Source organism: Lysobacter sp. A289 (genome assembly GCF_054072675.1).
Map to the genome: position 1 here is coordinate 821,530 of NZ_JBSVRN010000001.1, position 19,339 is coordinate 840,868.

Below are 19,339 nucleotides of genomic sequence, written 5' to 3' on the forward strand. Positions count from 1 at the left end.
TGCTTGCGTTTGCCTCTGCGGGAAACGATGCCAGCCGGTGCGGCCCGTGTGTTCAATCGGATATTTTCCAATGACCGAATCATTTGCAGAACTGTTCGAACAAAGCGAGCAATTCCTCGCGAAGCTGAAGCCTGGCTCCATCGTGGTTGGCACCGTCGTCGAAGTTCGTACCGACGTGGTCGTCATCAATGCCGGCCTGAAGTCCGAAGGCATCGTGCCGATCGAACAGTTCCGTAACGACGACGGCGAGATCGACGTCGCCGTGGGCGACCAGGTAAAAGTCGCCCTGGATGCCATCGAGAATGGCTTTGGCGAGACCGTGCTGTCGCGCGAGAAAGCCAAGCGCGCGATGGTGTGGGACGAGCTTGAGGAAGCGCTCGAGAAGAACGAGACCATCACCGGCCGCATCAGCGGCAAGGTCAAGGGTGGTTTCACCGTCGACATCAAGGATGTCCGCGGCTTCCTGCCGGGTTCGCTGGTCGACGTGCGCCCAGTGCGCGACTCGACCTACCTGGAAGGCAAGGAGCTCGAGTTCAAGCTGATCAAGCTGGACCGCAAGCGCAACAACATCGTCGTCTCCCGCCGCGCGGTGGTCGAGAGCGAGCACTCGGAAGAGCGCGAGCAGTTGATGGAGAAGCTGGTCGAGGGCGCGATCCTGAAGGGTGTAGTCAAGAACCTCACCGATTACGGCGCGTTCGTGGACCTGGGCGGCATCGACGGCCTGCTGCACATCACCGACATGGCCTGGAAGCGCGTGCGCCATCCGTCCGAAGTGGTGGAAGTGGGCGCCGAGCTGGACGTGCGCGTGCTCAAGTACGACAAGGAGCGCAACCGCGTCAGCCTCGGCCTCAAGCAGCTGGGCGAGGATCCGTGGGACAACATCGCGCGCCGCTACCCGGCCGACACCCGCGTGTTCGGCAAGGTCTCCAACGTCACCGATTACGGCGCGTTCGTCGAGATCGAGCCGGGCGTGGAAGGCCTGGTCCACGTGTCCGAGATGGACTGGACCAACAAGAACGTCAACCCGTCCAAGATCGTGCAGGTCGGTGACGACGTGCAGGTCATGGTGCTGGACGTGGACGAGGAGCGTCGCCGCATCTCGCTGGGCATGAAGCAGGTGTCGTCCAACCCGTGGGAGACCTTCGCGGTCCTGCACAAGAAGGGTGACAAGGTCGAGGGCCAGATCAAGTCGATCACCGACTTCGGCATCTTCATCGGCCTGGACGGCGGTATCGATGGCCTGGTGCACCTGTCCGACATCAGCTGGAACACCACCGGCGAAGACGTCGTGCGCGAGTTCAAGAAGGGCGACACCCTGGAAGCGGTGGTTCTGGCCGTCGACCCGGAGCGCGAGCGCATCAGCCTGGGCGTCAAGCAGATGGAGCAGGATCCGTTCGGCCAGTACATGGCGTCGAACACCCGCGGTTCCATCGTTACCGGCAAGGTCAAGGAAGTCGACGCCAAGGGTGCGACGATCGAACTGGCCGACGGCATCGAGGGCTACGTGGCGGCGCGCGACATCTCCAAGGATCGCGTCGAGGATGCCAGCAAGGTGCTCAAGGTTGGCGACGAGGTGGAGGCACGCTTCATTGGTATGGACCGCAAGGGCCGGACCATGCAGCTGTCGATCAAGGCGAAGGACGAGGCGGAGATGCAGGAAGCCGTTTCCGACTACAACCGTGCCAGTGCCGATGCGGCCAGCGGCACCACCAAGTTGGGGGCGCTGCTGCGCGAGCAGCTCAACAGCAACAAATCCGAGTGATTTCGGTTGCGCTGCCTGATCCAGGCAGCGCATGGGTCCTCGCCAGCGCTGTCGCTGGTGTTGGCCACCAGGACGGCCCGGCCTTGGCCGGGCCGTCCTTCGTTTGGGTGCCGTCGATGATGGCGTCACCGCCTTCGACCTGATTTCCGCGCGTCTGGAAACATTCCTTCAAGAGCACCCGCATTGCCCATGACCAAGTCAGAGCTAATCGAGATCCTGGCCCAGCGCCAACGCCACCTGAAGGGCGAAGACGTGGATTTGGCGGTGAAGGCACTGCTGGAAATGATGGGGGGCTCGCTGGCCGATGGTGAGCGCATCGAGATACGTGGTTTCGGAAGCTTTTCCTTGCACTACCGCGCGCCACGCATGGGCCGCAACCCCAAGACCGGCGAGTCGGTCGCACTGTCGGGCAAGCATGTGCCGCACTTCAAACCCGGCAAGGACCTGCGCGAACGCGTTTGCGACGCCACGCCGCTGGAAGAAGGCGACTAGGATCGGGCGGTACTTTCTGTACACGCGCTTGCGTACACATGGTGGCTGTTCAGCTAAGCTGTACGCCAAGCAGGAACCGACCGGAGGCTGTCATGCGTTTGATCCGATTGCTCATCGCAATTGCGTGTCTGGTACTGGGCGCCATTGTGGGAGCGCTCAATTTGCAGCCGGTAAGTATCGACGTGGGTTTCAGCCACATACCTGCCAACCTTGGCATCGCGCTGATCGTGGCGCTGTTGCTCGGGGTGGTGATCGGTGGGCTTGCCCTGAGCGCCAGCGTGATATTGCCGCTGCGCCGTCGCCTCGCACTCGCTGAGCGCGGCCGCGACGTGACGACGTCACTGGATGGCGGGAGCTGACCGGTGGAGTTCATCAACGAGTGGTTCTGGTTCTTCCTGTTGCTGCCCATTGCGGCGGTAAGCGGTTGGGTGGTCGGCCGCCGGGGGGGCGAACGCCATAGCAGCACCCAGGTCAGTCGGCTTTCGACAACGTATTTTCGCGGACTCAACTATTTGTTGAATGAGCAGCCCGACAAGGCGATCGAGCTGTTCCTGCATATCGCCGAGCTGGACAAGGAAACTTTCGAGACCCAGGTCGCACTGGGCCACCTGTTCCGCCGTCGCGGCGAGGTCGACCGTGCGATTCGCCTGCACCAGGCACTGGTGCAGCGTCCGGGCCTGAGTGACCAGCAAAAGGTCCAGGCCCTGCTCGCGTTGGGCGAGGACTATATGCGTTCGGGCCTGCTGGATCGGGCCGAGACCGTTTTCAGTGACCTGGTGAACCTCGACATGCGGGCGCCGCTGGCGCTGCGTCACCTCATCAACATCTATCAATCCGAGCGCGACTGGGACAAGGCGATCGAGAACGCGCAGCGTTACGAGTCCGCCACTGGCGAATCAATGGGCAAGTTGATTACCCAGTTCGAATGCGAACTGGCCGACCGACATCGTGCCGCCGGCGACGTCCAGGCCTCTCGCGCCGCCGTTGCCCGTGCCTATCAAGCCGATGCGAACTCGGTGCGCGCGGGCATGCTCGAGGGCCGACTGGAGGTAGAGGCTGGCAACGACGCCGGCGCCATCCGCGCGTTCGAGCGAGTCGCGCGAACCGATCCGGACTACCTGCCCGAGGTCATGCCGGCGTTGCTGTCGTGTTACGAGAGAGTGGGTGATGGCCCGGGCGCACGTGCTTTCCTCGCCGAAATGTGTGAGCACTATCGCGGCATCGCTCCGGTGCTGGCCCTGACCCGGATGGTCGAGAGTCAGGACGGTGTGGCTGCCGCGCGCGCCTACCTGGCCGAAGAGCTGAAAGATCGCCCTTCGGTCCGCGGCGAAGCGGCACTGATGGAGCTGAGCATTGCCGAAGGTGCGGATCCGCTGGCAACCTTGCACGACCTCAAACACATCACCGACCAGTTGCTCGTACGCAACCCCAGCTATCGATGCAATCGCTGCGGCTTTGGCGCACGTAGCCATCATTGGCAATGCCCGAGCTGCAAAGAATGGGGCACGGTCAAGCCGTTGTTGAACTACGCTGTGGTCTGACACCGTGCTGACCTGGTTGTTCCTGCACGCCTCGGTCGCCGCCGCTGGCACCTGGTTGGCGCGCCGCTATGCGGTTCAGCGTGATCTGCTCGATCATCCCGGCGAGCGGCGTAGCCATCATGTTGCGACTCCGCGCGGTGGTGGCATCGCGATCGTGGCAGCGTTGCTGGTGGCGTCGGCTGCATTGGCGTTTCGCGACCCGGCCTACCGGATACTGCTGGCGGCTTTCGCCAGTGGCCTGGTACTGGTGGCCGGTGTGGGCCTGGTGGACGATCACCGGCCGCTCTCGCCCTGGTTGCGACTTGCTGTACATGGGTTGGCAGCGGTGTTGTTCGGCTTTGCCATCCAGCTGACATCCGGCAACCCCTGGCTTGGCCTGGCCGCGGTGGTGCTGGTGATGGTTCTGACCAATGTCTGGAACTTCATGGATGGGATCAACGGCATGGCGGCCAGCCAGGCGCTGTTACTCGCCGTCGTACTGGCATTGCTGCTCGGTGGCGTGTGGGGCTTGTTGGCCGCGGCGCTCGCCGCCGCGTGCCTGGGGTTCGTGCCGTATAATTTTCCCCGCGCCCGGATATTTCTGGGCGACGTGGGTAGCGGCGCCATCGGGTTCTCGATTGCCGCGTTGGTCGCAGTCGGCGTCGCACGGATCGGTACGCACTCCGGTTGGCTGCTGCTGCCGTTGTCGGCATTCCTGGTCGACTCTGGACTTACCCTGCTGCGTCGCATGCTTCGCGGCGAGCGCTGGTGGACCCCGCATACCCAGCACGCCTATCAGGTGTGGGCGCGCCGGGATGGTCATGTGATTGTCACAGTGGCTTACGCAAGCTGGACGGCGATTGCAGCTATTGCGGTGGTCGTCATGTTTGGAGCCAGTACAATCGTCCTGTTGTGCAGTTGCGTGGCGTGGTATGCGTCCGCCGCTTTTGCATGGTGGTTATTGCAACGTATCGAATCGGCGCCCCCGATTCCGACCAAGAAGGATAGTGAATGAGCGCATGGAAGGATCGTTGGTCGTCGTCGGCACCGCGGATAGCGGTGGTATTGCACGACCTCGCGATGGTCTGGGTGGTGTGGCAGGGCCTGCACCGGTTGCGTTATGGGGTGATGTCGAATCCGCCCGAGATCGCGTGGTGGTCCACCGAGATTGTGTTGGTATTGGCCGCCCAGGGGCTGGTGTTCTGGCAGGTAGGCCTCTATCGCGGCCTCTGGAGGTTCGCCAGCGTTCCGGATTTGTGGAATATCTTCAAGGCCTGCGCGCTCGGTCTGTTCGCAATCGTTCTGGGGCTGTTTCTCTACAATCGGCTGAATCTTGTTTCGAGGACCGTGTTGGTTCTGTACCCATTGGTTCTGATGGGCATGCTCGGTGCACCGCGACTGTTGTATCGCGCATGGAAAGACAGCCGGATGGATCGGGGACATGGAGCCTCGGTACGGATCCTCATTCTTGGCGCTGGCGGTGCCGGTGAGGCATTGGTTCGCGACCTGCGACGCATCGGCAACTACCAACCCGTGGGCTTCCTGGACGATGCCTCGCGCCTGCGTGGCTCCAAGGTGCAGGGCGTGCCGGTGTTGGGCCGGGTGGGAGACGTGGCCGAGATCGCCCGCGAGACCGCCGCACGCTTGCTGGTGATCGCGATGCCATCGGCAGATGCGAAATCCATGCAGGCCGTGGTGGCGTCTTGCGAACGCTCGGGTTTGCCGTTTCGGATGGTGCCTCGTTTGCTCGACACCCTTGAGGGTCGTTCGCTGCCGGGTGAACTGAAGGAAGTGGCCATCGAGGATCTGCTTGGTCGCCAACCGGTGCTCCCGGACTGGAAGGCCATCCGCAGTTGGCTTGGTGCCCGCTCGGTGCTGGTCACCGGCGCCGGCGGCTCAGTTGGTTCGGAGCTGTGCAAGCAGTGCGCCCGCCACGGTGCGCGTCGCATAGCACTGGTGGAGCAGGACGAGTTGGCGCTGATCACCGTGTTGGCCAACCTGCGCCGGGATTTCCCAGACCTGGAGTACATCCCGGTACTCGGTGATTGTGGTGATCCGGCCGTCATCGATTACGCACTGAGGGCTGCCGAGCCGGAAGCCGTGTTCCATGCGGCCGCATACAAGCACGTGCCGCTGCTGGAGACCCAGTTGCGCGAAGCAGTCCGTAACAACGTGCTCGCTACCGAAACGGTGGCCCGAGCCTGCCGTCGGGAGGAAGTCGGGACTTTCGTGTTGATCTCCACCGACAAGGCGGTCGATCCCGGCAACATCCTCGGTGCGACCAAACGCCTCGGCGAGATGGTGTGCCAGTCGTTGGTTGACCATCGCAGCACCCGTTTCGTGACGGTGCGCTTCGGCAACGTGCTCGACTCCGCCGGCAGCGTGGTGCCGTTGTTCCGCGAGCAGATCCGCCGCGGTGGGCCGGTGACCGTTACCGATCCCGAGGTAACCCGTTACTTCATGACCATCCCCGAGGCCTGCCAGTTGATCCTGCAAGCCTCGGCGATCGGCACCCATGAGGCAATCTATACGCTTGACATGGGTGAGCCGATACCGATCCGCTTGTTGGCCGAGCAGATGATCCGGCTTGCCGGCAAGCAGCCTGGGCGGGACGTATCGATCGTGTATACCGGCCTGCGCCCGGGCGAGAAGCTGCACGAAGTGCTGTTCCACGCCGATGAATGCTACCGTGCCACCGCGCATCCGAAGATCCTGCAGGCGGAGCCGCGTGCGGTTGTTGCCACCGACATCCATGCCGCGCTGAGGCAGTTGCGCGACGCGTGCGGAAACTACGATCTGGACCGTCTGGATGCACTGGTGCACTCGACCGTCCCGGAATTCCAATCCATCGGCTTGCATCCACAAGCCACGGTCGCGCCCTCCACCGTAGTGGCGTTCCCCTCGCGCACGGCAAGGAAAGTTTGATGTCGCAACGTATCCGCAAGGCAGTGTTCCCGGTGGCGGGGCTCGGAACCCGGTTCCTGCCCGCCACCAAGACCGTTCCAAAAGAGATGTTGCCGATCATCGACCGGCCGTTGATCCAGTACGCGGTAGACGAGGCGATCGAGGCGGGCTGCGACACGCTGGTATTCGTCACCAACCGCTACAAGCATGCGGTCGCCGATTACTTCGACAAGGCTTACGAGCTTGAGGAAAAGCTTGAACGTGCCGGCAAGCTGGAGCAGTTGGAGCTGGTCCGCAACCCGTTGCCCAAGGGAGTGCGGGCGGTGTTCGTCACCCAGACCGAGGCGCGCGGGCTGGGCCATGCGGTGCTTTGCGCCAAGCCCGTGATTGGTGACGAGCCCTTTGCGGTGCTGCTGCCCGATGACTTGATCTGGAACCGCGGTCCGGGCGCACTCAAGCAGATGGCTGATGCCGCCGAGGCCACCGGCGCCAACATGATCGCGGTGCAGGACGTGGAGCGCGAAAAAACCGCCAGCTATGGCATCGTGGCGACGGAGGATTTTTCCGATCGTCAGGGACGCATCCGCGCGATCATCGAAAAGCCCAAGCCGGCTGATGCGCCCAGTACGCTGGCGGTGGTCGGTCGCTACGTCCTGAGCCCGCGCATCTTCGACTTCCTGGAAACCACCTCGCCGGGGTCGGGCGGTGAAATTCAGCTGACCGACGCGATCGCGCGGTTGCTGGTCGATGAGGCCGTCAACGCCTACCGCTTCCAGGGCACACGCTTTGATTGCGGCACCCATATCGGCCTGATCGGGGCGACGATCCGTTACGCGCTTGATCACGAGAAGCTGAGCGTCGCCGCCCAGACACTGATGAGCGATGCGCTGAAGGAAATGGGTGTCACCGAGCTGGAGTAGTCATCGTTTGACTTTTCACGCGCCGGTCGGCTGACTGGCGCGATGGCCCTTTCCTACTACCAAGCCACGCTTCCGGCGCTGGCCCCCCGTTATCCGGCATTGCAGGGCGCACGCGACGCGCGCGTATGCGTGATCGGCGGTGGATTCGCGGGACTCAATACCGCGCTCGGCCTGGTCGAGCGTGGCGTTGGCGGCGTCGTGCTGCTCGAAGCCGACCAGATCGGCTTCGGTGCTTCGGGCCGCAACGGCGGCTTTGTCTTCGGGGGGTTCTCGCTGGGTGAGGCATCCTTGTTGGCGCGGGTCGGGGCACGGCGAGCGCAGGCGATGTACGGCGGCACGATGCAGGCGGTGGAGTTGATTCGCCATCGCATTCATCGCCACCGGATTGATTGCGATGTGGTCGAGGCCGGGGTGATCTGGGCCAACTGGTTCCGCGATCCCTCGGTGCTCCGGGCACGACAGCAACTGCTGGCCGAGCACTATGGCGTTGACTGGCAGTGGTTGCCGAAATCCGAACTGCGCAATCTGGTTCATAGCCGGCGCTATGGCGATGGCCTGTTCGAAGCCAATGCCTTCCACTTCCACCCGCTCAAATACGCCCTCGCCCTGGCCCGCGTCGCTGTCGAAGCAGGGCTGGTCGTGCATGAGCGCAGTCCGGCAGTGTCGCTGCAGCGCAAGGGGGCGGGGTGGCGGGTAACCACGCCGGAAGGGCAGGTCGACGCCGAGCAGGTTGTGCTTGCCTGCGGTGGCTACCTGGCCGGTCTGGATCGCAGGGTCGATGCCTCTGTCATGCCGATCGCCACTTACGTGATGACCACCGAGCCGCTGGGATCGCGCATGGACGAGATCATGCAGACCCGCGCGGCGGTCTACGACAGCCGTTTCGCGTTTGATTACTACCGGCCGTTGCCTGACACGCGGCTACTGTGGGGTGGGCGGATATCGGTGCGGGATCGTTCGCCGGAGGCGGTGAAGCGGTTGCTGTACCGCGACATGTTGAAAGTCTTTCCGCAGTTGGGAGGCGTGGCGGTCGATCACGCCTGGTCCGGCCTGATGAGTTACGCGCGCCATCAGATGCCGCAGATCGGACTGGCCGACGACGGTCTCTGGCTCGCCCAGGCGTTCGGAGGCCATGGTGTGGCCCCGACCACGTTTGCGGGCGAACTGGTGGCGTCGGCGATTGCGCAGCGAGATGTGCGCTGGCGTGAATTCAACGAGTTCGGTCTGGCTCCGGCATGGAAGCCGGCCGGTCAGGTAGCGGCGCAATTGAGTTACTGGTGGGCCGGCCTGAAGGATGGATGGAAAGCGACAAAAGAGGGCAATCGATGAGTGGCGTTGAATCCATAAGCTGGGACGACTTCGAGAAGGTAATGCTGTGTGTTGGCACGGTGATGCGTGTCGAGCCATTCCCGGAAGCGCGGAGGCCTGCCTGGAAGCTCTGGGTCGATTTCGGCATCCACGGCATCCGTAAGACCAGCGCGCAGGTACGCGAGCTTTATGAACCCGAAGCGCTGCTGGGAAAACAGATCGTCGGAGTGCTCAACTTTCCGCCCAGGCAGATCGGACCTTTCATGTCGGAGTTCCTGTTGACGGGATTCCCCACGGAGACCGGCGTCGTAATCACCACGGTCGACCGCACGGTTCCGGACGGCACCCGAATGGCCTGAGCATCGCAACAAAAAACCAGGGCCGCAGTGGCGACCCTGGTTTCTGCTGCAATCCGATAGTGCTCAGAGCGACTCGAAAATACCCGCCGCGCCCATGCCGGTGCCGATGCACATGGTCACCATGCCGTACTTCTGCTGGCGGCGACGCATGCCATGCAGGATTGTCGCGGTGCGTACCGCGCCGGTCGCGCCCAGTGGATGGCCAAGAGCGATGGCGCCGCCCAATGGATTGACCTTGTCCATGTCCAGGCCGCAATCCCGGATCACCGCCAACGACTGCGCGGCAAAGGCTTCGTTGAGCTCGATCCAGTCCAGTTGATCCTGGGTCAGACCGGCTTGCTTGAGCGCCTTGGGAATGGCTGCGATCGGGCCGATGCCCATTACTTCGGGCCGCACGCCGGCGACCGAGAAACTGACGAAGCGCGCCAGCGGGGTCAGCCCGTAGTCCTTGATCGCCTGCGCCGAGGCAAGCAATACCGCACCGGCACCATCGGACATCTGCGAACTGTTGCCGGCGGTCACGCTGCCGCCGAACTGGCCGTTGCGGAACACCGGACGCAGCCTGGCCAGTCCTTCGATGGTGGATCCCATGCGCGGACCTTCATCGGTATCGACCAGGACCTTCTTCTCGCGGATGGTGTTGCGCTCCAGGTCGGGCAGGTGGGAGACCACTTCCAGCGGGCTGATTTCGTCCTTGAATTCGCCGGCCTCGATCGCAGCCAGCGCCTTGAGGTGTGACTGGAGGGCGAACGCGTCCTGGTCCTCACGACTGATCTTCCATTCCTCGGCAACCTTCTCTGCGGTGATGCCCATGCCGTAGGCGATGTTGACGTGGTCGTCCTTGAACACGTTCGGTGAGAGCGCCACCTTGTTGCCCATCATCGGCACCATCGTCATCGACTCGGTACCGCCGGCAAGCATCAGGTCGGAGTTGCCAAGGCGGATCTGGTCGGCTGCCAACGCGACCGCCTGCAGGCCCGATGAGCAGAAGCGGTTGATGGTCTGTGCGGCGATGGTGTCAGGCAACCCGGCCAGCAGTACGCCGATGCGGGCCACGTTCATGCCTTGCTCGCCTTCGGGCATCGCGCAGCCGATGATGGCATCGTCGATGCGGTTCACGTCGATCCCCGGTGCCTGGGCAATCACCGCCTTGAGCACATGGGCGAGCATGTCGTCGGGACGCGTGTTGCGGAACGCGCCGCGCGCCTTGGCCACCGGGGTGCGGGTGGCGGCGACGATGTAGGCGTCTTGAACTTGTCTGGTCATTTGGTTTCCGGCCTCTGTTATGGGGCGAAACGGTTTGGCGAAGAATCACTGGTTCCCTGCTTTCGCGGGGATGGCGAGTGAGGGTCAGTTACGCAGCGGCTTGCCGGTCTTGAGCATGTGCGCCACGCGCGCCTGGGTCTTGGGCATCTGTGCCAGGGCGACGAAGTGCTCGCGCTCCAGCTTCAGCAGCCAGTCCTCATCGACGAGCGAGCCGCGCTCGACCTCGCCGCCGCACATCACGGTGGCGATGCGGGTGGCGATCTCGTAGTCGTGCTCGGAGATGAAGCGGCCCTCCAGCATGTTCACCAGCAGCATCTTGAAGGTGGCGATGCCGACGTCGCCGGCGACCTGGATCCTGCGCGCCGGCAATGGCGGACGGTAGCCGGACTCGGCCAGGGCGCGCGCCTGGGACTTGGCGACATCCAGCAGCTCGAAGGCGTTGAATACGACCACGTCGCTCTTGCGAGCCAGTTGCAGCGATTTGGCCTCCATTGCCGAGGTCGCGACCTTCGCCATCGCGATGGTCTCGAACACGGTCTTCAGCTCGGCGAACACATCGCCGTTCGGGCCGGCGGCGTCGGACGCGCGGACGGCCAGCTCCTTCAGGCCACCTCCGGCAGGCAGCAGGCCGACGCCGGCCTCAACCAGTCCGACATAGCTTTCCAGCCCGAGCACCGTGCGGGCTGCGTGCATCTGGAACTCGCAGCCGCCACCCAGGGCGAGGCCGCGAACCGCGGCCACCACCGGCACCAGTGAATACTTGATGCGCTGGCTGGTGCGCTGGAAGTTCGCCACCATCGCATCGAAGCCCTTGATGTCGTTGGCCTGCAACAGGCCCAGTGCGCCGGACAGGTCGGCGCCGGCGGAGAAGGGCTCCTTTGCCTGCCAGATCACCAGCCCTGAGAAGTCCGTCTCCGCACGTGACACCGCTTCCTGCAGGCCATCCAGGACCTGGTCGGACACGGTGTTCATCTTGGTCTTGAAGCTGACCACGGCGATGTCGTCGCCTTCGTCGGCCCACATCCGCAGGCCTTCGTTCTCGAACACGGTGCGGCCCTGCGAGAACTTCTCACCCAGCAGCGCGTCCGGGAACCGCTGCCGGGCGTACACGGGATTGGCCGAGCGGGCAACGACGGCGTCGCGTCCGGGGCTGTAGCTGCCATCGGTCGAATGCACGCCATCGCGGCCGTCGAACACCCAGTCGGGCAGGGTGGCATTGCTCATTGTCTTGCCGGCGACGATGTCCGCCGCGATCCATTCGGCGACCTGCTTCCAGCCGGCGGCCTGCCAACTCTCGAACGGACCCACCGACCAGCCATACCCCCAGCGCATGGCGAAGTCGACGTCTCGCGCGGTCTGGGCGATGTCCTTCAGGTGGAAGGCGCTGTAATGGAAGGTGTCGCGGAAGCAGGCCCACAGGAATTGCGCCTGTGGATGCTCGCTGGCGCGCAGGGCGGCGAATTTCTTCGCCGGGTCGCGTTCCTTCAACAACGTGGCAACTTCAGGATCGAGTTCGGCCGCTGACGGACGGTAATCCCGGGTCTTCAGGTCCAGTACCAGGATGTCCTTACCGCGCTTGGTGTAGAAGCCAGCGCCGGTCTTGGCACCCAGCGCACCCTTGTCGACCAGTCCGGACAGCCATTGGGGCGCCTTGAAGTAGTCGTGCCATGGGTCGTCGGGCAGGGTGTCGGCCATGGTCTTGATGACGTGCGCCATGGTGTCCAGCCCGACCACGTCCGCGGTGCGGTAGGTCGCGGACTTCGGCCGGCCGATCGACGGGCCGGTCAGCGCGTCGACGGTATCGAAGCCGAGCTTGAACTGCCCGGTGTGATGCATCGCGGCCAGCATCGAGAACACACCGATGCGGTTGCCGATGAAATTCGGGGTGTCCTTGGCGATCACCACGCCCTTGCCCAGGGTAGTGGTCAGGAACGTCTCTAGCCCTTCCAGCACGGCGGCATCGGTGCTGCGAGCCGGGATCAGCTCGGCCAGGTGCATGTAGCGCGGCGGATTGAAGAAGTGCACGCCGCAGAAGCGGTGGCGAAGCTCCTCGGGCAGTACTTCGGCCAGCTTGTTGATGCCCAGGCCGGAGGTGTTGCTGGCGAGGACGGTGTGGGCCGGTACGTGCGGGGCGATCTTCTTGTACAGGTCCTGCTTCCAGTCCATTCGTTCGGCAATCGCCTCGATGATCAGGTCGCAATCCTCCAAGTGTTTCAGGCCGGTCTCGTAGTTGGCCGCCACGATCCTGCCGGCGAGCGCCTTGTCGGCCAGTGGGGCGGGGCTGAGCTTGGCCAGGTTGGCGATGGCCTTGGTGACGATCCCGTTGGGGTCGCCTTCCTTGGCCGGCAGGTCGAACAACACCGTATCGACCCCGGCATTGGTCAGGTGCGCGGCGATCTGTGCACCCATGACGCCGGCGCCAAGAACCGCTGCACGGCGGACAAGTAGTTTGTTAGACATGGCTTGTAACTCCTTGAAAATAATATTTTTATGGGGTCAATTCTTGAAGCCAGCGGCGGCGAACCGTATCAGCTCGCGGGCAGCCCGCTCGCGGTGGGCCTTTTCCAGTACGCCTGAGGGCCGTTTGATCAAGCCGAAATCGGCCATGGCATAGGTCAATGCGCCCGCCAGGAAGTCCAGGCGCCAGTACAGCTCGGCCTTGCTCAGTTCCGGCAGGCACACGGCAATTGCCTTGGCAAAGTCACGCAGGACATGGCCGTAGCGCTCGGACAGGAACTTGCGCAGGCTGTCGTTCTTCTCCGCATAGGCGCGTGCGACGACGCGCACGAACGCCGCGCCGCCATGGCGATCCTGGGCAATAGCCAACGCCGGTTCCACGAAGGCCGCCAGGATTGGCTCCAGCTCCCGCGGTTGCAGCTCGACGGCGGCTTTCAAGGCCGCCAGGCGCTGCGCGCTCATGTCATCCATACGCCGGCGAAACACCTCGTTGACGAGGTTTTCCTTGCTGCCAAAGTGGTAATTGACCGCGGCCACGTTGACGTCGGCACGGCTGGTGACCTGGCGGAGTGACGTACCCGAGAAACCGTGCTGGGCGAACAGCTCTTCGGCGGCTCCGAGAATTCGATCCTTGGTTGAGAACTGGGTGGTCGGAATCATGCGAAAGCCCTGTCGGATGTAACCGGAAATGTCGTCTAATCAAACGCTTGTTTGATCCTAGGCCTTGCGATATGAATCGTCAACGCCGATAGCGCCAGGATGACGGCCCAAAGCACGTTTCCCGGTCGGATTTCCGTTAGAATCACCGCAGTCACACAAGCCAAACCCGCGTTCAGGCGCGGGTTTTTCTGTTACCCTCGGGCGTGGATCTTTCCAACCTTGCATAAGGTCGCCGCCCGCCCAATCGGAGATATCCCATGGCGCTGGAGCGCACTCTTTCCATCATCAAGCCCGACGCAGTTGCCAAAAACGTGATTGGCGAGATCTACGCCCGGTTCGAGAAGGCCGGCCTGAAAATCGTTGCCGCCAAGATGAAGCACCTGTCCAAGGCCGAGGCCGAGGGCTTTTACGCCGTCCACCGTGAGCGCCCGTTCTTTGCCGCGTTGGTGGAGTTCATGATCTCCGGCCCGGTGATGGTGCAGGCGCTGGAAGGGGAAGGTGCGGTACTCAAGCATCGTGACCTGATGGGCGCGACCAACCCGAAGGACGCGGCGGCCGGCACCATCCGCGCCGACTTCGCCGACAGCATCGACGCCAACGCGGTGCACGGTTCAGACAGCCTGGAGAATGCCGCGACCGAGATCGCCTACTTCTTCCCGGCCACTGACATCCACACCCGTTGATCCACCGGCATCGGGTCCGACTTTACGGATCCGGTGCCTGCTCCGCTCATCAAAACCACAACGCCATGACCCCGACCCGCGCAAACACCATCGACATCATCCTCGCCGACGCCAGTATCCCGGCGGATGCGACGTCGCCGGTTTCTGCGCCGGTCTCGGCCGGCGCAGCACCGAGGAAGAATATCTTCGACCTCGATCGAGTCGAGCTGGAAGACTTCTTCGAAGGAGTCCTGGGTGAGAAGCGCTATCGCGCGCACCAGGTGATGAAGTGGATCCATCACCGCTACGTCACCGATTTCGACCACATGACCGACCTTGGCAAGGTCTTGCGCGCCAAGTTGCAGGAGCACGCCGAGGTTCGGGCGCCCGAGGTCATCCTGGAACAGCCGTCGGTTGACGGTACCCACAAGTGGTTGATCGGCATGGATCCGAAGAACGCCATCGAGGCGGTGTTCATACCGGACAAGGGTCGCGGCACCTTGTGCGTATCCAGCCAGGTCGGCTGCGCGCTCAACTGCTCGTTCTGCTCCACAGGTACCCAGGGCTTCAATCGCAACTTGACTACCGCAGAGATCATCGGGCAGGTGTGGGTGGTTGCCCGACACCTGGGCAACCTGCCGCACCAGCGTCGCCGCCTCACCAACGTGGTGATGATGGGGATGGGCGAGCCACTGATGAATTTCGACAACGTCGTGCGCGCCATGAGCATCATGCGCGACGACCTTGGTTATGGACTGGCCAACAAGCGGGTCACCCTGTCAACCGCCGGCATGGTGCCGATGATCGACAAGCTGGGCGAGGTGAGCGACGTGTCGCTGGCGGTCTCGCTGCATGCGGCCAACGATGAGTTGCGCACCCAGTTGGTGCCGCTCAACAAGAAATACCCGATCGACCAGTTGATGGCGGCGTGCCAGCGCTACGTCATGCGCAAGCCGAAGTCGTCGATCACCTTCGAATACACCTTGATGAAAGGCATCAACGACCAGCCCGAGCACGCACGCCAGCTGGCCCGGCTGATGCGTCAGTTCGACAACGCCACCCAGATGAAGGACGCGGCGAAGGTCAACCTGATTCCGTTCAACCCGTTCCCAGGCACCCGTTACGAGCGCTCGACCGAGACCGATATCCGCGCGTTCCAGAAGCTTCTGCAACAAGCCAGGGTGCTGACCACGGTGCGACGAACCCGTGGCGAAGACATCGACGCGGCTTGTGGCCAGCTGAAGGGCCAGGTGATGGATCGGACTCGCCGCCAGGCAACGTTCCGCAAGGAGCTTGCAGCGCAGGGGATCACCGATGCCAATGCCTGAGTGCAGGGCCAGGTATCGGATGTGCGGCAAGGCGATCCTCGCAGCGGTAGTGCTGGCGTTGGTCGGGTTGTCCGGGTGCAGTCGGCTGACTTTCGTCAAGCCTGACGTCAGTCGAGGCGGCCCCAAGTACGTCAAGCCCGAAGTCTCGATGACCCCCGACAGCTACGACAAGGGTAGCGCTGCGGCACGTATCGAGGTGAACAAGGCTCAGCAGGCCTTGCGTGCTGGCGACTATTCCGGTGCAGCCGGGGCCACGAAGGAAGCCCTGCGCCTCGCTCCGGATTCCGCGCCCGCCCACACGCTCGCTGCGCTGATCGCAGAGCACAACGGCGATGACCGCAAGGCCGGGGGGCACTATCAGAAGGCGCTGGAACTGGCGCCGCTCCAAGGCGGCATGCATAACAATTACGGGACATGGCTGTGTAGCAATGGCCGTGCCGAAGAGTCGCTGCAATGGTTCGACCAGGCGCTGTCCGATCCCACCTACCCGACTCCTGCGGTGGCGATGGCGAACGCAGGCGCCTGCGCCCAGAAGGCTGGTCAAGCCGCGCAGGCCGAACGCTACCTGGAGCGGTCGCTGGAGCTGGAGCCTGAGAACCCGGTTGCGCTGGCGGCGATGGCGCAGCATAAATTTCGCACCGGTGATGCGTTTCATGCCCGTGCATTTTCGCAGCGCCGGTTGGCGGCCGCACCGGCGGATGCGGCATCATTGTTGCTAGCGTCACAAATTGAGCAGAAACTTGGCGACACAGAAGCCGCAGCAGCGTACGTTCAGCGGCTACGGGGGGAGTTCCCGGGCACGTCGGGATCCGGAACGGGGGTTGACGGAAAGCAATGATGCAGTCCAAACAGGTCGCTTCAAGCGATGTCGAAGGATGTGGCGCACGCCTCAGGCAGGCGCGCGAGACGGCAGGGTTGACGATCGAGGAAGTCTCGTCGCGACTGAAAATGCCACTCAGGGTAATACGTGCCCTTGAAGTCGACGACTGGAGCCAGGCGGGGGCCCCGGTCTTCGTGCGCGGCCAGCTGCGGAGCTACGCAAGATTACTGGGCATCAATCTGGACTTGGACCTGCATCGGGCCGAGATCGACGATAGTGCTCCGCCCGAACTGATCAGCCACACCCACACGCCGCGTTATCGGCGGGTGCTGGAGCAGGCAAGCCGACGGGCGGTGTATATCGCACTGACCGCCGTGATTGCATTGCCCGTCTGGTTGACCACTCGCCCGCATTTTTCCGGTACGCCACAAGTCGAGTCGCTGGAGATTCCGGCGATGGCAACACTTTCAGTGGATCCGATGGATATGGAGCCAACCACTCCGTCGCCCCGACGGACCCCATTGATCGCTTCCATGGGGTCGCTGCATGCACCCGCAACCGTCGATGAGGCGGGGTTGTCGTTGCGTTTCAATGATGACAGCTGGGTTCAGGTGTTCGATCCGGATGGACGGGTGCTCGAGCAGGGCTTGATCGGCAGTAACGAGCGTCGCAGCTATGAGCCTGGCCAGGTGAGCCGCATCGTGCTGGGCAATGTGTCGGCAGTCGAGGTTCGCAACCACGGTGAATCCGTCGACCTGGCGCCGTTCAGCCGCGCGAACGTGGCACGCTTTACGCTATCCTCTGAGGGTTCGCTCGCGCCGGTCACCGACTGACCGGTTCACGCGTTCGATTATCTCACGGCCCGTCACCCGGGCTCGTCCGCAAACCGACGGTTCCGGCGTTGTTCGTCGGGGCTGGATAGCATGGCAGTCCTTCGATGGCATTAGACGATCCACTAGACGAACACGAACAAAGCGAACGCGTGCTGGAATGGCTTCGCACCAATGGCCTGGGTCTGGTCGGCGGCCTGGTTTTGGGGCTGGCCGCCATCAGCGGGTGGAAGTGGTGGCAGCAGGACCAGCATAATCAGGCGTTGGGCATGGCGGACCAGTACCAGGCCGCGGTTACCGCGATCGTGGGCGACGACGACACGTCCGCTGCCAAGGTGACGGCGCTCGGCGACACCGTTTACGCAAACCTGGCCACGCTGCAGCTGGCGGCCTCGCAGGTCGAAGCAGGTCAGGGTGATACCGCGATCGAGACCTTGAGCGGGATCCAGCCGAGTGACCCGGCGGTGGCCAGCATCGTCGACCAGCGGCTGGCGCGATTGCTCGTGGGTGCGGGACGGGCTGACGAGGCACTGACCTTGCTTGCTGACGCGTCCAGCCCCTCGGCATTGGAAACGCGGGGTGATGCCCAGTACGCGCTTGGCCAGACCGACAAGGCCAGTGAGGCATACAGCCAAGCACTGGTCGCGCTGGATGTGGCATCACCGCAACGGCAAATACTCGAGCTCAAACTTACCCAGGTCGGGGGTGTGGCCGCGACGCGTGATGCAACCGGTTCCGCGGCCGCCAACCCCGCGCCCGCCAATCCCGAGGCGCAGTCTTGATGAAGCCTGTTTTGATGGAGTCCGACCCAATGAAGCAGCTTTCAACAAAGCCCGTTCCGAACCAGCGCCCACGCAATGGCATGGCCCGGGCCGTGCTGGTGCGTGGCAGTGCGGTATTGCTATGCGCGTTGGCGCTCTCGGGCTGCAGCACGATCAAGGGATGGTTCAGTAGCGACAAGGAAGACGCGCTCAAGCCAGCAGCGTTGGTGGAGTTCAGTCCGTCGGCCACGGTGACCAAGCTGTGGTCCGCCAATGCCGGTAAAGGCGAGGGAGTACTGGGCGCGCGTCAGGGCCCTGTCATCGCCGATGGCAAGGTCTATGCGGCGGCGGTCGAGGGCGGTGTGCATGCGTTTGACCTGCAGACCGGCCAGAGCATCTGGAATTACCCCAGTGAGTTGGAACTCAGTGGCGGCCCCGGCGTGGGTGACGGCGTGGTTGCCGTCGGCAGTCTGGAGGGCGACGTGATCGCGCTGGATGCGGCGAACGGCGCGGAGAAGTGGCGGGCGAAGGTCGGCAACGAGATCATCGCCGCTCCTGCGGTGGGGCTGGGCATGGTGTTCGTGCGCTCCAATGATGGCCGCATCACCGCTTTCGATATCAACAACGGCGAACGGCGCTGGTTCTGGAATCATGACGTTCCGATGCTGTCGGTGCGGGGTAACGATGCCCCGGTGATCGGGCCAGGTTATGTGTTTATCGGCAACGACGATGGCAGCGTCTCGGCGTTGGCCGCCGACGATGGCGTCGAGTTGTGGCGCGAAGTGGTCGCCCCACAGGATGGCCGTACCGAACTGGATCGCATGGCGGACATTGATGGTGCTCCGGTGTTGGATAACACCACCCTGTACGCGAGCAGTTTCAAGAACAAGACGATGGCGATCAACGCGCCCAACGGACAGCCGATGTGGCTCAGTGACCACGGAGGCGCGGGCAAGATCGCCGTCGCCCCACAAGTGTTGGTCATATCCGACAACGGTGATGCGGTGATTGGCCTGTTCAAGCAAAATGGCGCGGCCATGTGGACCCAGGCGGCGCTGGCTCGGCGCAAGTTGACCTCTCCGGCGATCCAGGGCGACTACGCCGTGGTTGGCGACTTCGAGGGCTATCTCCACTGGTTGGCGCTCGATGACGGCGCGTTTGTTGCCCGCACCCGGGCCAGCCGCGATCCCTTGCTGGCCACGCCACAGGTAGCCGAGGGGATCCTGGTAGTGCAGGACACCGACGGCAATCTGAGTGCGTTCCAGCTGGGGCAGTAGCACTTTTCTTCCT

18 protein-coding genes are annotated in these 19,339 nt (G+C 63.3%); 15 read left to right on the plus strand and 3 right to left on the minus strand.

The genetic code is table 11. The features are described 5' to 3' along the window. Positions 1–70: 70 nt before the first annotated feature. The 9 genes from rpsA to ACW5DN_RS03890 all read left to right on the plus strand — a co-directional run bounded on the left by rpsA (position 71) and on the right by ACW5DN_RS03890 (position 9,265). Positions 71–1,762, plus strand: a complete 1,692-nt coding sequence (rpsA, locus tag ACW5DN_RS03850; RefSeq protein WP_456961427.1) for a 30S ribosomal protein S1 — start codon at positions 71–73, stop codon at positions 1,760–1,762. A gap of 189 nt (positions 1,763–1,951) precedes the next feature. Next, the gene (locus ACW5DN_RS03855; RefSeq protein ID WP_456961428.1) at positions 1,952–2,254 is read left to right on the plus strand and encodes an integration host factor subunit beta; all 303 of its coding nucleotides are present in this window, start codon (positions 1,952–1,954) and stop codon (positions 2,252–2,254) included. A gap of 92 nt (positions 2,255–2,346) precedes the next feature. After that, positions 2,347–2,613 carry a lipopolysaccharide assembly protein LapA domain-containing protein gene (locus tag ACW5DN_RS03860; protein ID WP_456961429.1) on the plus strand — a complete coding sequence of 89 codons (267 nt, stop codon included), beginning with the start codon at positions 2,347–2,349 and terminating at the stop codon, positions 2,611–2,613. Positions 2,614–2,616: 3 nt separating this feature from the next. Beyond that, positions 2,617–3,795 carry a lipopolysaccharide assembly protein LapB gene (gene lapB, locus ACW5DN_RS03865; protein WP_456961430.1) on the plus strand — a complete coding sequence of 393 codons (1,179 nt, stop codon included), beginning with the start codon at positions 2,617–2,619 and terminating at the stop codon, positions 3,793–3,795. Positions 3,796–3,802: 7 nt separating this feature from the next. Continuing rightward, positions 3,803–4,789 (plus strand): MraY family glycosyltransferase, encoded by a 987-nt coding sequence (locus ACW5DN_RS03870; RefSeq protein ID WP_456962952.1) that lies wholly within the window; start codon positions 3,803–3,805, stop codon positions 4,787–4,789. Next, the gene (locus ACW5DN_RS03875; protein WP_456961431.1) at positions 4,786–6,699 is read left to right on the plus strand and encodes a polysaccharide biosynthesis protein; all 1,914 of its coding nucleotides are present in this window, start codon (positions 4,786–4,788) and stop codon (positions 6,697–6,699) included. The genes ACW5DN_RS03870 and ACW5DN_RS03875 overlap by 4 nt, the downstream gene beginning before the upstream one ends. Beyond that, positions 6,699–7,598 (plus strand): UTP--glucose-1-phosphate uridylyltransferase GalU, encoded by a 900-nt coding sequence (gene galU / locus ACW5DN_RS03880; RefSeq protein WP_456961433.1) that lies wholly within the window; start codon positions 6,699–6,701, stop codon positions 7,596–7,598. Before ACW5DN_RS03875 ends, galU begins: the two co-directional genes overlap by 1 nt. 42 nt (positions 7,599–7,640) lie before the next feature. Continuing rightward, a complete protein-coding gene (locus ACW5DN_RS03885; protein WP_456961434.1) occupies positions 7,641–8,927 on the plus strand; it encodes an NAD(P)/FAD-dependent oxidoreductase in 1,287 nt (428 codons plus the stop codon). Then, a complete protein-coding gene (locus ACW5DN_RS03890) occupies positions 8,897–9,265 on the plus strand; it encodes a tRNA-binding protein (protein ID WP_456961435.1) in 369 nt (122 codons plus the stop codon). The genes ACW5DN_RS03885 and ACW5DN_RS03890 overlap by 31 nt, the downstream gene beginning before the upstream one ends. A 63-nt stretch (positions 9,266–9,328) precedes the next feature. Here ACW5DN_RS03890 and ACW5DN_RS03895 read toward each other — a convergent pair whose 3' ends face one another. The 3 genes from ACW5DN_RS03895 to ACW5DN_RS03905 form a co-directional block, all read right to left on the minus strand. Then, positions 9,329–10,531 carry an acetyl-CoA C-acyltransferase gene (locus tag ACW5DN_RS03895; RefSeq protein ID WP_456961436.1) on the minus strand — a complete coding sequence of 401 codons (1,203 nt, stop codon included), beginning with the start codon at positions 10,529–10,531 and terminating at the stop codon, positions 9,329–9,331. An 84-nt stretch (positions 10,532–10,615) separates the two neighbouring features. Beyond that, on the minus strand, positions 10,616–12,991 hold the full coding sequence (locus ACW5DN_RS03900; RefSeq protein WP_456961437.1) for a 3-hydroxyacyl-CoA dehydrogenase/enoyl-CoA hydratase family protein: 2,376 nt from the start codon (positions 12,989–12,991) through the stop codon (positions 10,616–10,618). Positions 12,992–13,027: 36 nt separating this feature from the next. Beyond that, a complete protein-coding gene (locus ACW5DN_RS03905; RefSeq protein WP_456961438.1) occupies positions 13,028–13,648 on the minus strand; it encodes a TetR family transcriptional regulator in 621 nt (206 codons plus the stop codon). A gap of 257 nt (positions 13,649–13,905) precedes the next feature. Here ACW5DN_RS03905 and ndk point away from each other — a divergent pair, with 257 nt between their 5' ends. From ndk to bamB, 6 genes are all read left to right on the plus strand, one after another. Then, on the plus strand, positions 13,906–14,331 hold the full coding sequence (gene ndk / locus ACW5DN_RS03910; protein ID WP_456961439.1) for a nucleoside-diphosphate kinase: 426 nt from the start codon (positions 13,906–13,908) through the stop codon (positions 14,329–14,331). 65 nt (positions 14,332–14,396) lie between these two features. Beyond that, positions 14,397–15,638 carry a 23S rRNA (adenine(2503)-C(2))-methyltransferase RlmN gene (gene rlmN, locus ACW5DN_RS03915; protein ID WP_456961440.1) on the plus strand — a complete coding sequence of 414 codons (1,242 nt, stop codon included), beginning with the start codon at positions 14,397–14,399 and terminating at the stop codon, positions 15,636–15,638. Between the two features lie 19 nt (positions 15,639–15,657). Continuing rightward, positions 15,658–16,476 carry a type IV pilus biogenesis/stability protein PilW gene (gene pilW, locus ACW5DN_RS03920; RefSeq protein ID WP_456961441.1) on the plus strand — a complete coding sequence of 273 codons (819 nt, stop codon included), beginning with the start codon at positions 15,658–15,660 and terminating at the stop codon, positions 16,474–16,476. Continuing rightward, positions 16,473–17,291, plus strand: a complete 819-nt coding sequence (locus tag ACW5DN_RS03925) for a helix-turn-helix domain-containing protein (protein WP_456961442.1) — start codon at positions 16,473–16,475, stop codon at positions 17,289–17,291. The genes pilW and ACW5DN_RS03925 overlap by 4 nt, the downstream gene beginning before the upstream one ends. A 104-nt stretch (positions 17,292–17,395) precedes the next feature. Further along, on the plus strand, positions 17,396–18,070 hold the full coding sequence (locus tag ACW5DN_RS03930) for a YfgM family protein (protein ID WP_456961443.1): 675 nt from the start codon (positions 17,396–17,398) through the stop codon (positions 18,068–18,070). Between the two features lie 80 nt (positions 18,071–18,150). Beyond that, entirely contained in the window at positions 18,151–19,326 is a 1,176-nt protein-coding gene (gene bamB, locus ACW5DN_RS03935) for an outer membrane protein assembly factor BamB (protein WP_456962953.1), read from the plus strand. Positions 19,327–19,339 lie beyond the last annotated feature (13 nt).

What these genes read in the sequence shown, in the direction of transcription:
- ACW5DN_RS03875 (WP_456961431.1), top strand. Translation starts at nt 4,786, where the DNA reads ATGAGCGCATGGAAGGATCGTTGGTCGTCGTCGGCACCGCGGATAGCG.
- rlmN (WP_456961440.1), top strand. Translation starts at nt 14,397, where the DNA reads ATGACCCCGACCCGCGCAAACACCATCGACATCATCCTCGCCGACGCC.
- galU (WP_456961433.1), top strand. Translation starts at nt 6,699, where the DNA reads ATGTCGCAACGTATCCGCAAGGCAGTGTTCCCGGTGGCGGGGCTCGGA.
- ACW5DN_RS03905 (WP_456961438.1), bottom strand. Translation starts at nt 13,648, where the DNA reads ATGATTCCGACCACCCAGTTCTCAACCAAGGATCGAATTCTCGGAGCC.
- ACW5DN_RS03930 (WP_456961443.1), top strand. Translation starts at nt 17,396, where the DNA reads ATGGCATTAGACGATCCACTAGACGAACACGAACAAAGCGAACGCGTG.
- ACW5DN_RS03885 (WP_456961434.1), top strand. Translation starts at nt 7,641, where the DNA reads ATGGCCCTTTCCTACTACCAAGCCACGCTTCCGGCGCTGGCCCCCCGT.
- ACW5DN_RS03860 (WP_456961429.1), top strand. Translation starts at nt 2,347, where the DNA reads ATGCGTTTGATCCGATTGCTCATCGCAATTGCGTGTCTGGTACTGGGC.
- bamB (WP_456962953.1), top strand. Translation starts at nt 18,151, where the DNA reads ATGGCCCGGGCCGTGCTGGTGCGTGGCAGTGCGGTATTGCTATGCGCG.
- ACW5DN_RS03895 (WP_456961436.1), bottom strand. Translation starts at nt 10,531, where the DNA reads ATGACCAGACAAGTTCAAGACGCCTACATCGTCGCCGCCACCCGCACC.
- ACW5DN_RS03925 (WP_456961442.1), top strand. Translation starts at nt 16,473, where the DNA reads ATGATGCAGTCCAAACAGGTCGCTTCAAGCGATGTCGAAGGATGTGGC.
- ACW5DN_RS03855 (WP_456961428.1), top strand. Translation starts at nt 1,952, where the DNA reads ATGACCAAGTCAGAGCTAATCGAGATCCTGGCCCAGCGCCAACGCCAC.
- rpsA (WP_456961427.1), top strand. Translation starts at nt 71, where the DNA reads ATGACCGAATCATTTGCAGAACTGTTCGAACAAAGCGAGCAATTCCTC.
- ndk (WP_456961439.1), top strand. Translation starts at nt 13,906, where the DNA reads ATGGCGCTGGAGCGCACTCTTTCCATCATCAAGCCCGACGCAGTTGCC.
- ACW5DN_RS03890 (WP_456961435.1), top strand. Translation starts at nt 8,897, where the DNA reads ATGGAAAGCGACAAAAGAGGGCAATCGATGAGTGGCGTTGAATCCATA.
- pilW (WP_456961441.1), top strand. Translation starts at nt 15,658, where the DNA reads ATGTGCGGCAAGGCGATCCTCGCAGCGGTAGTGCTGGCGTTGGTCGGG.
- ACW5DN_RS03900 (WP_456961437.1), bottom strand. Translation starts at nt 12,991, where the DNA reads ATGTCTAACAAACTACTTGTCCGCCGTGCAGCGGTTCTTGGCGCCGGC.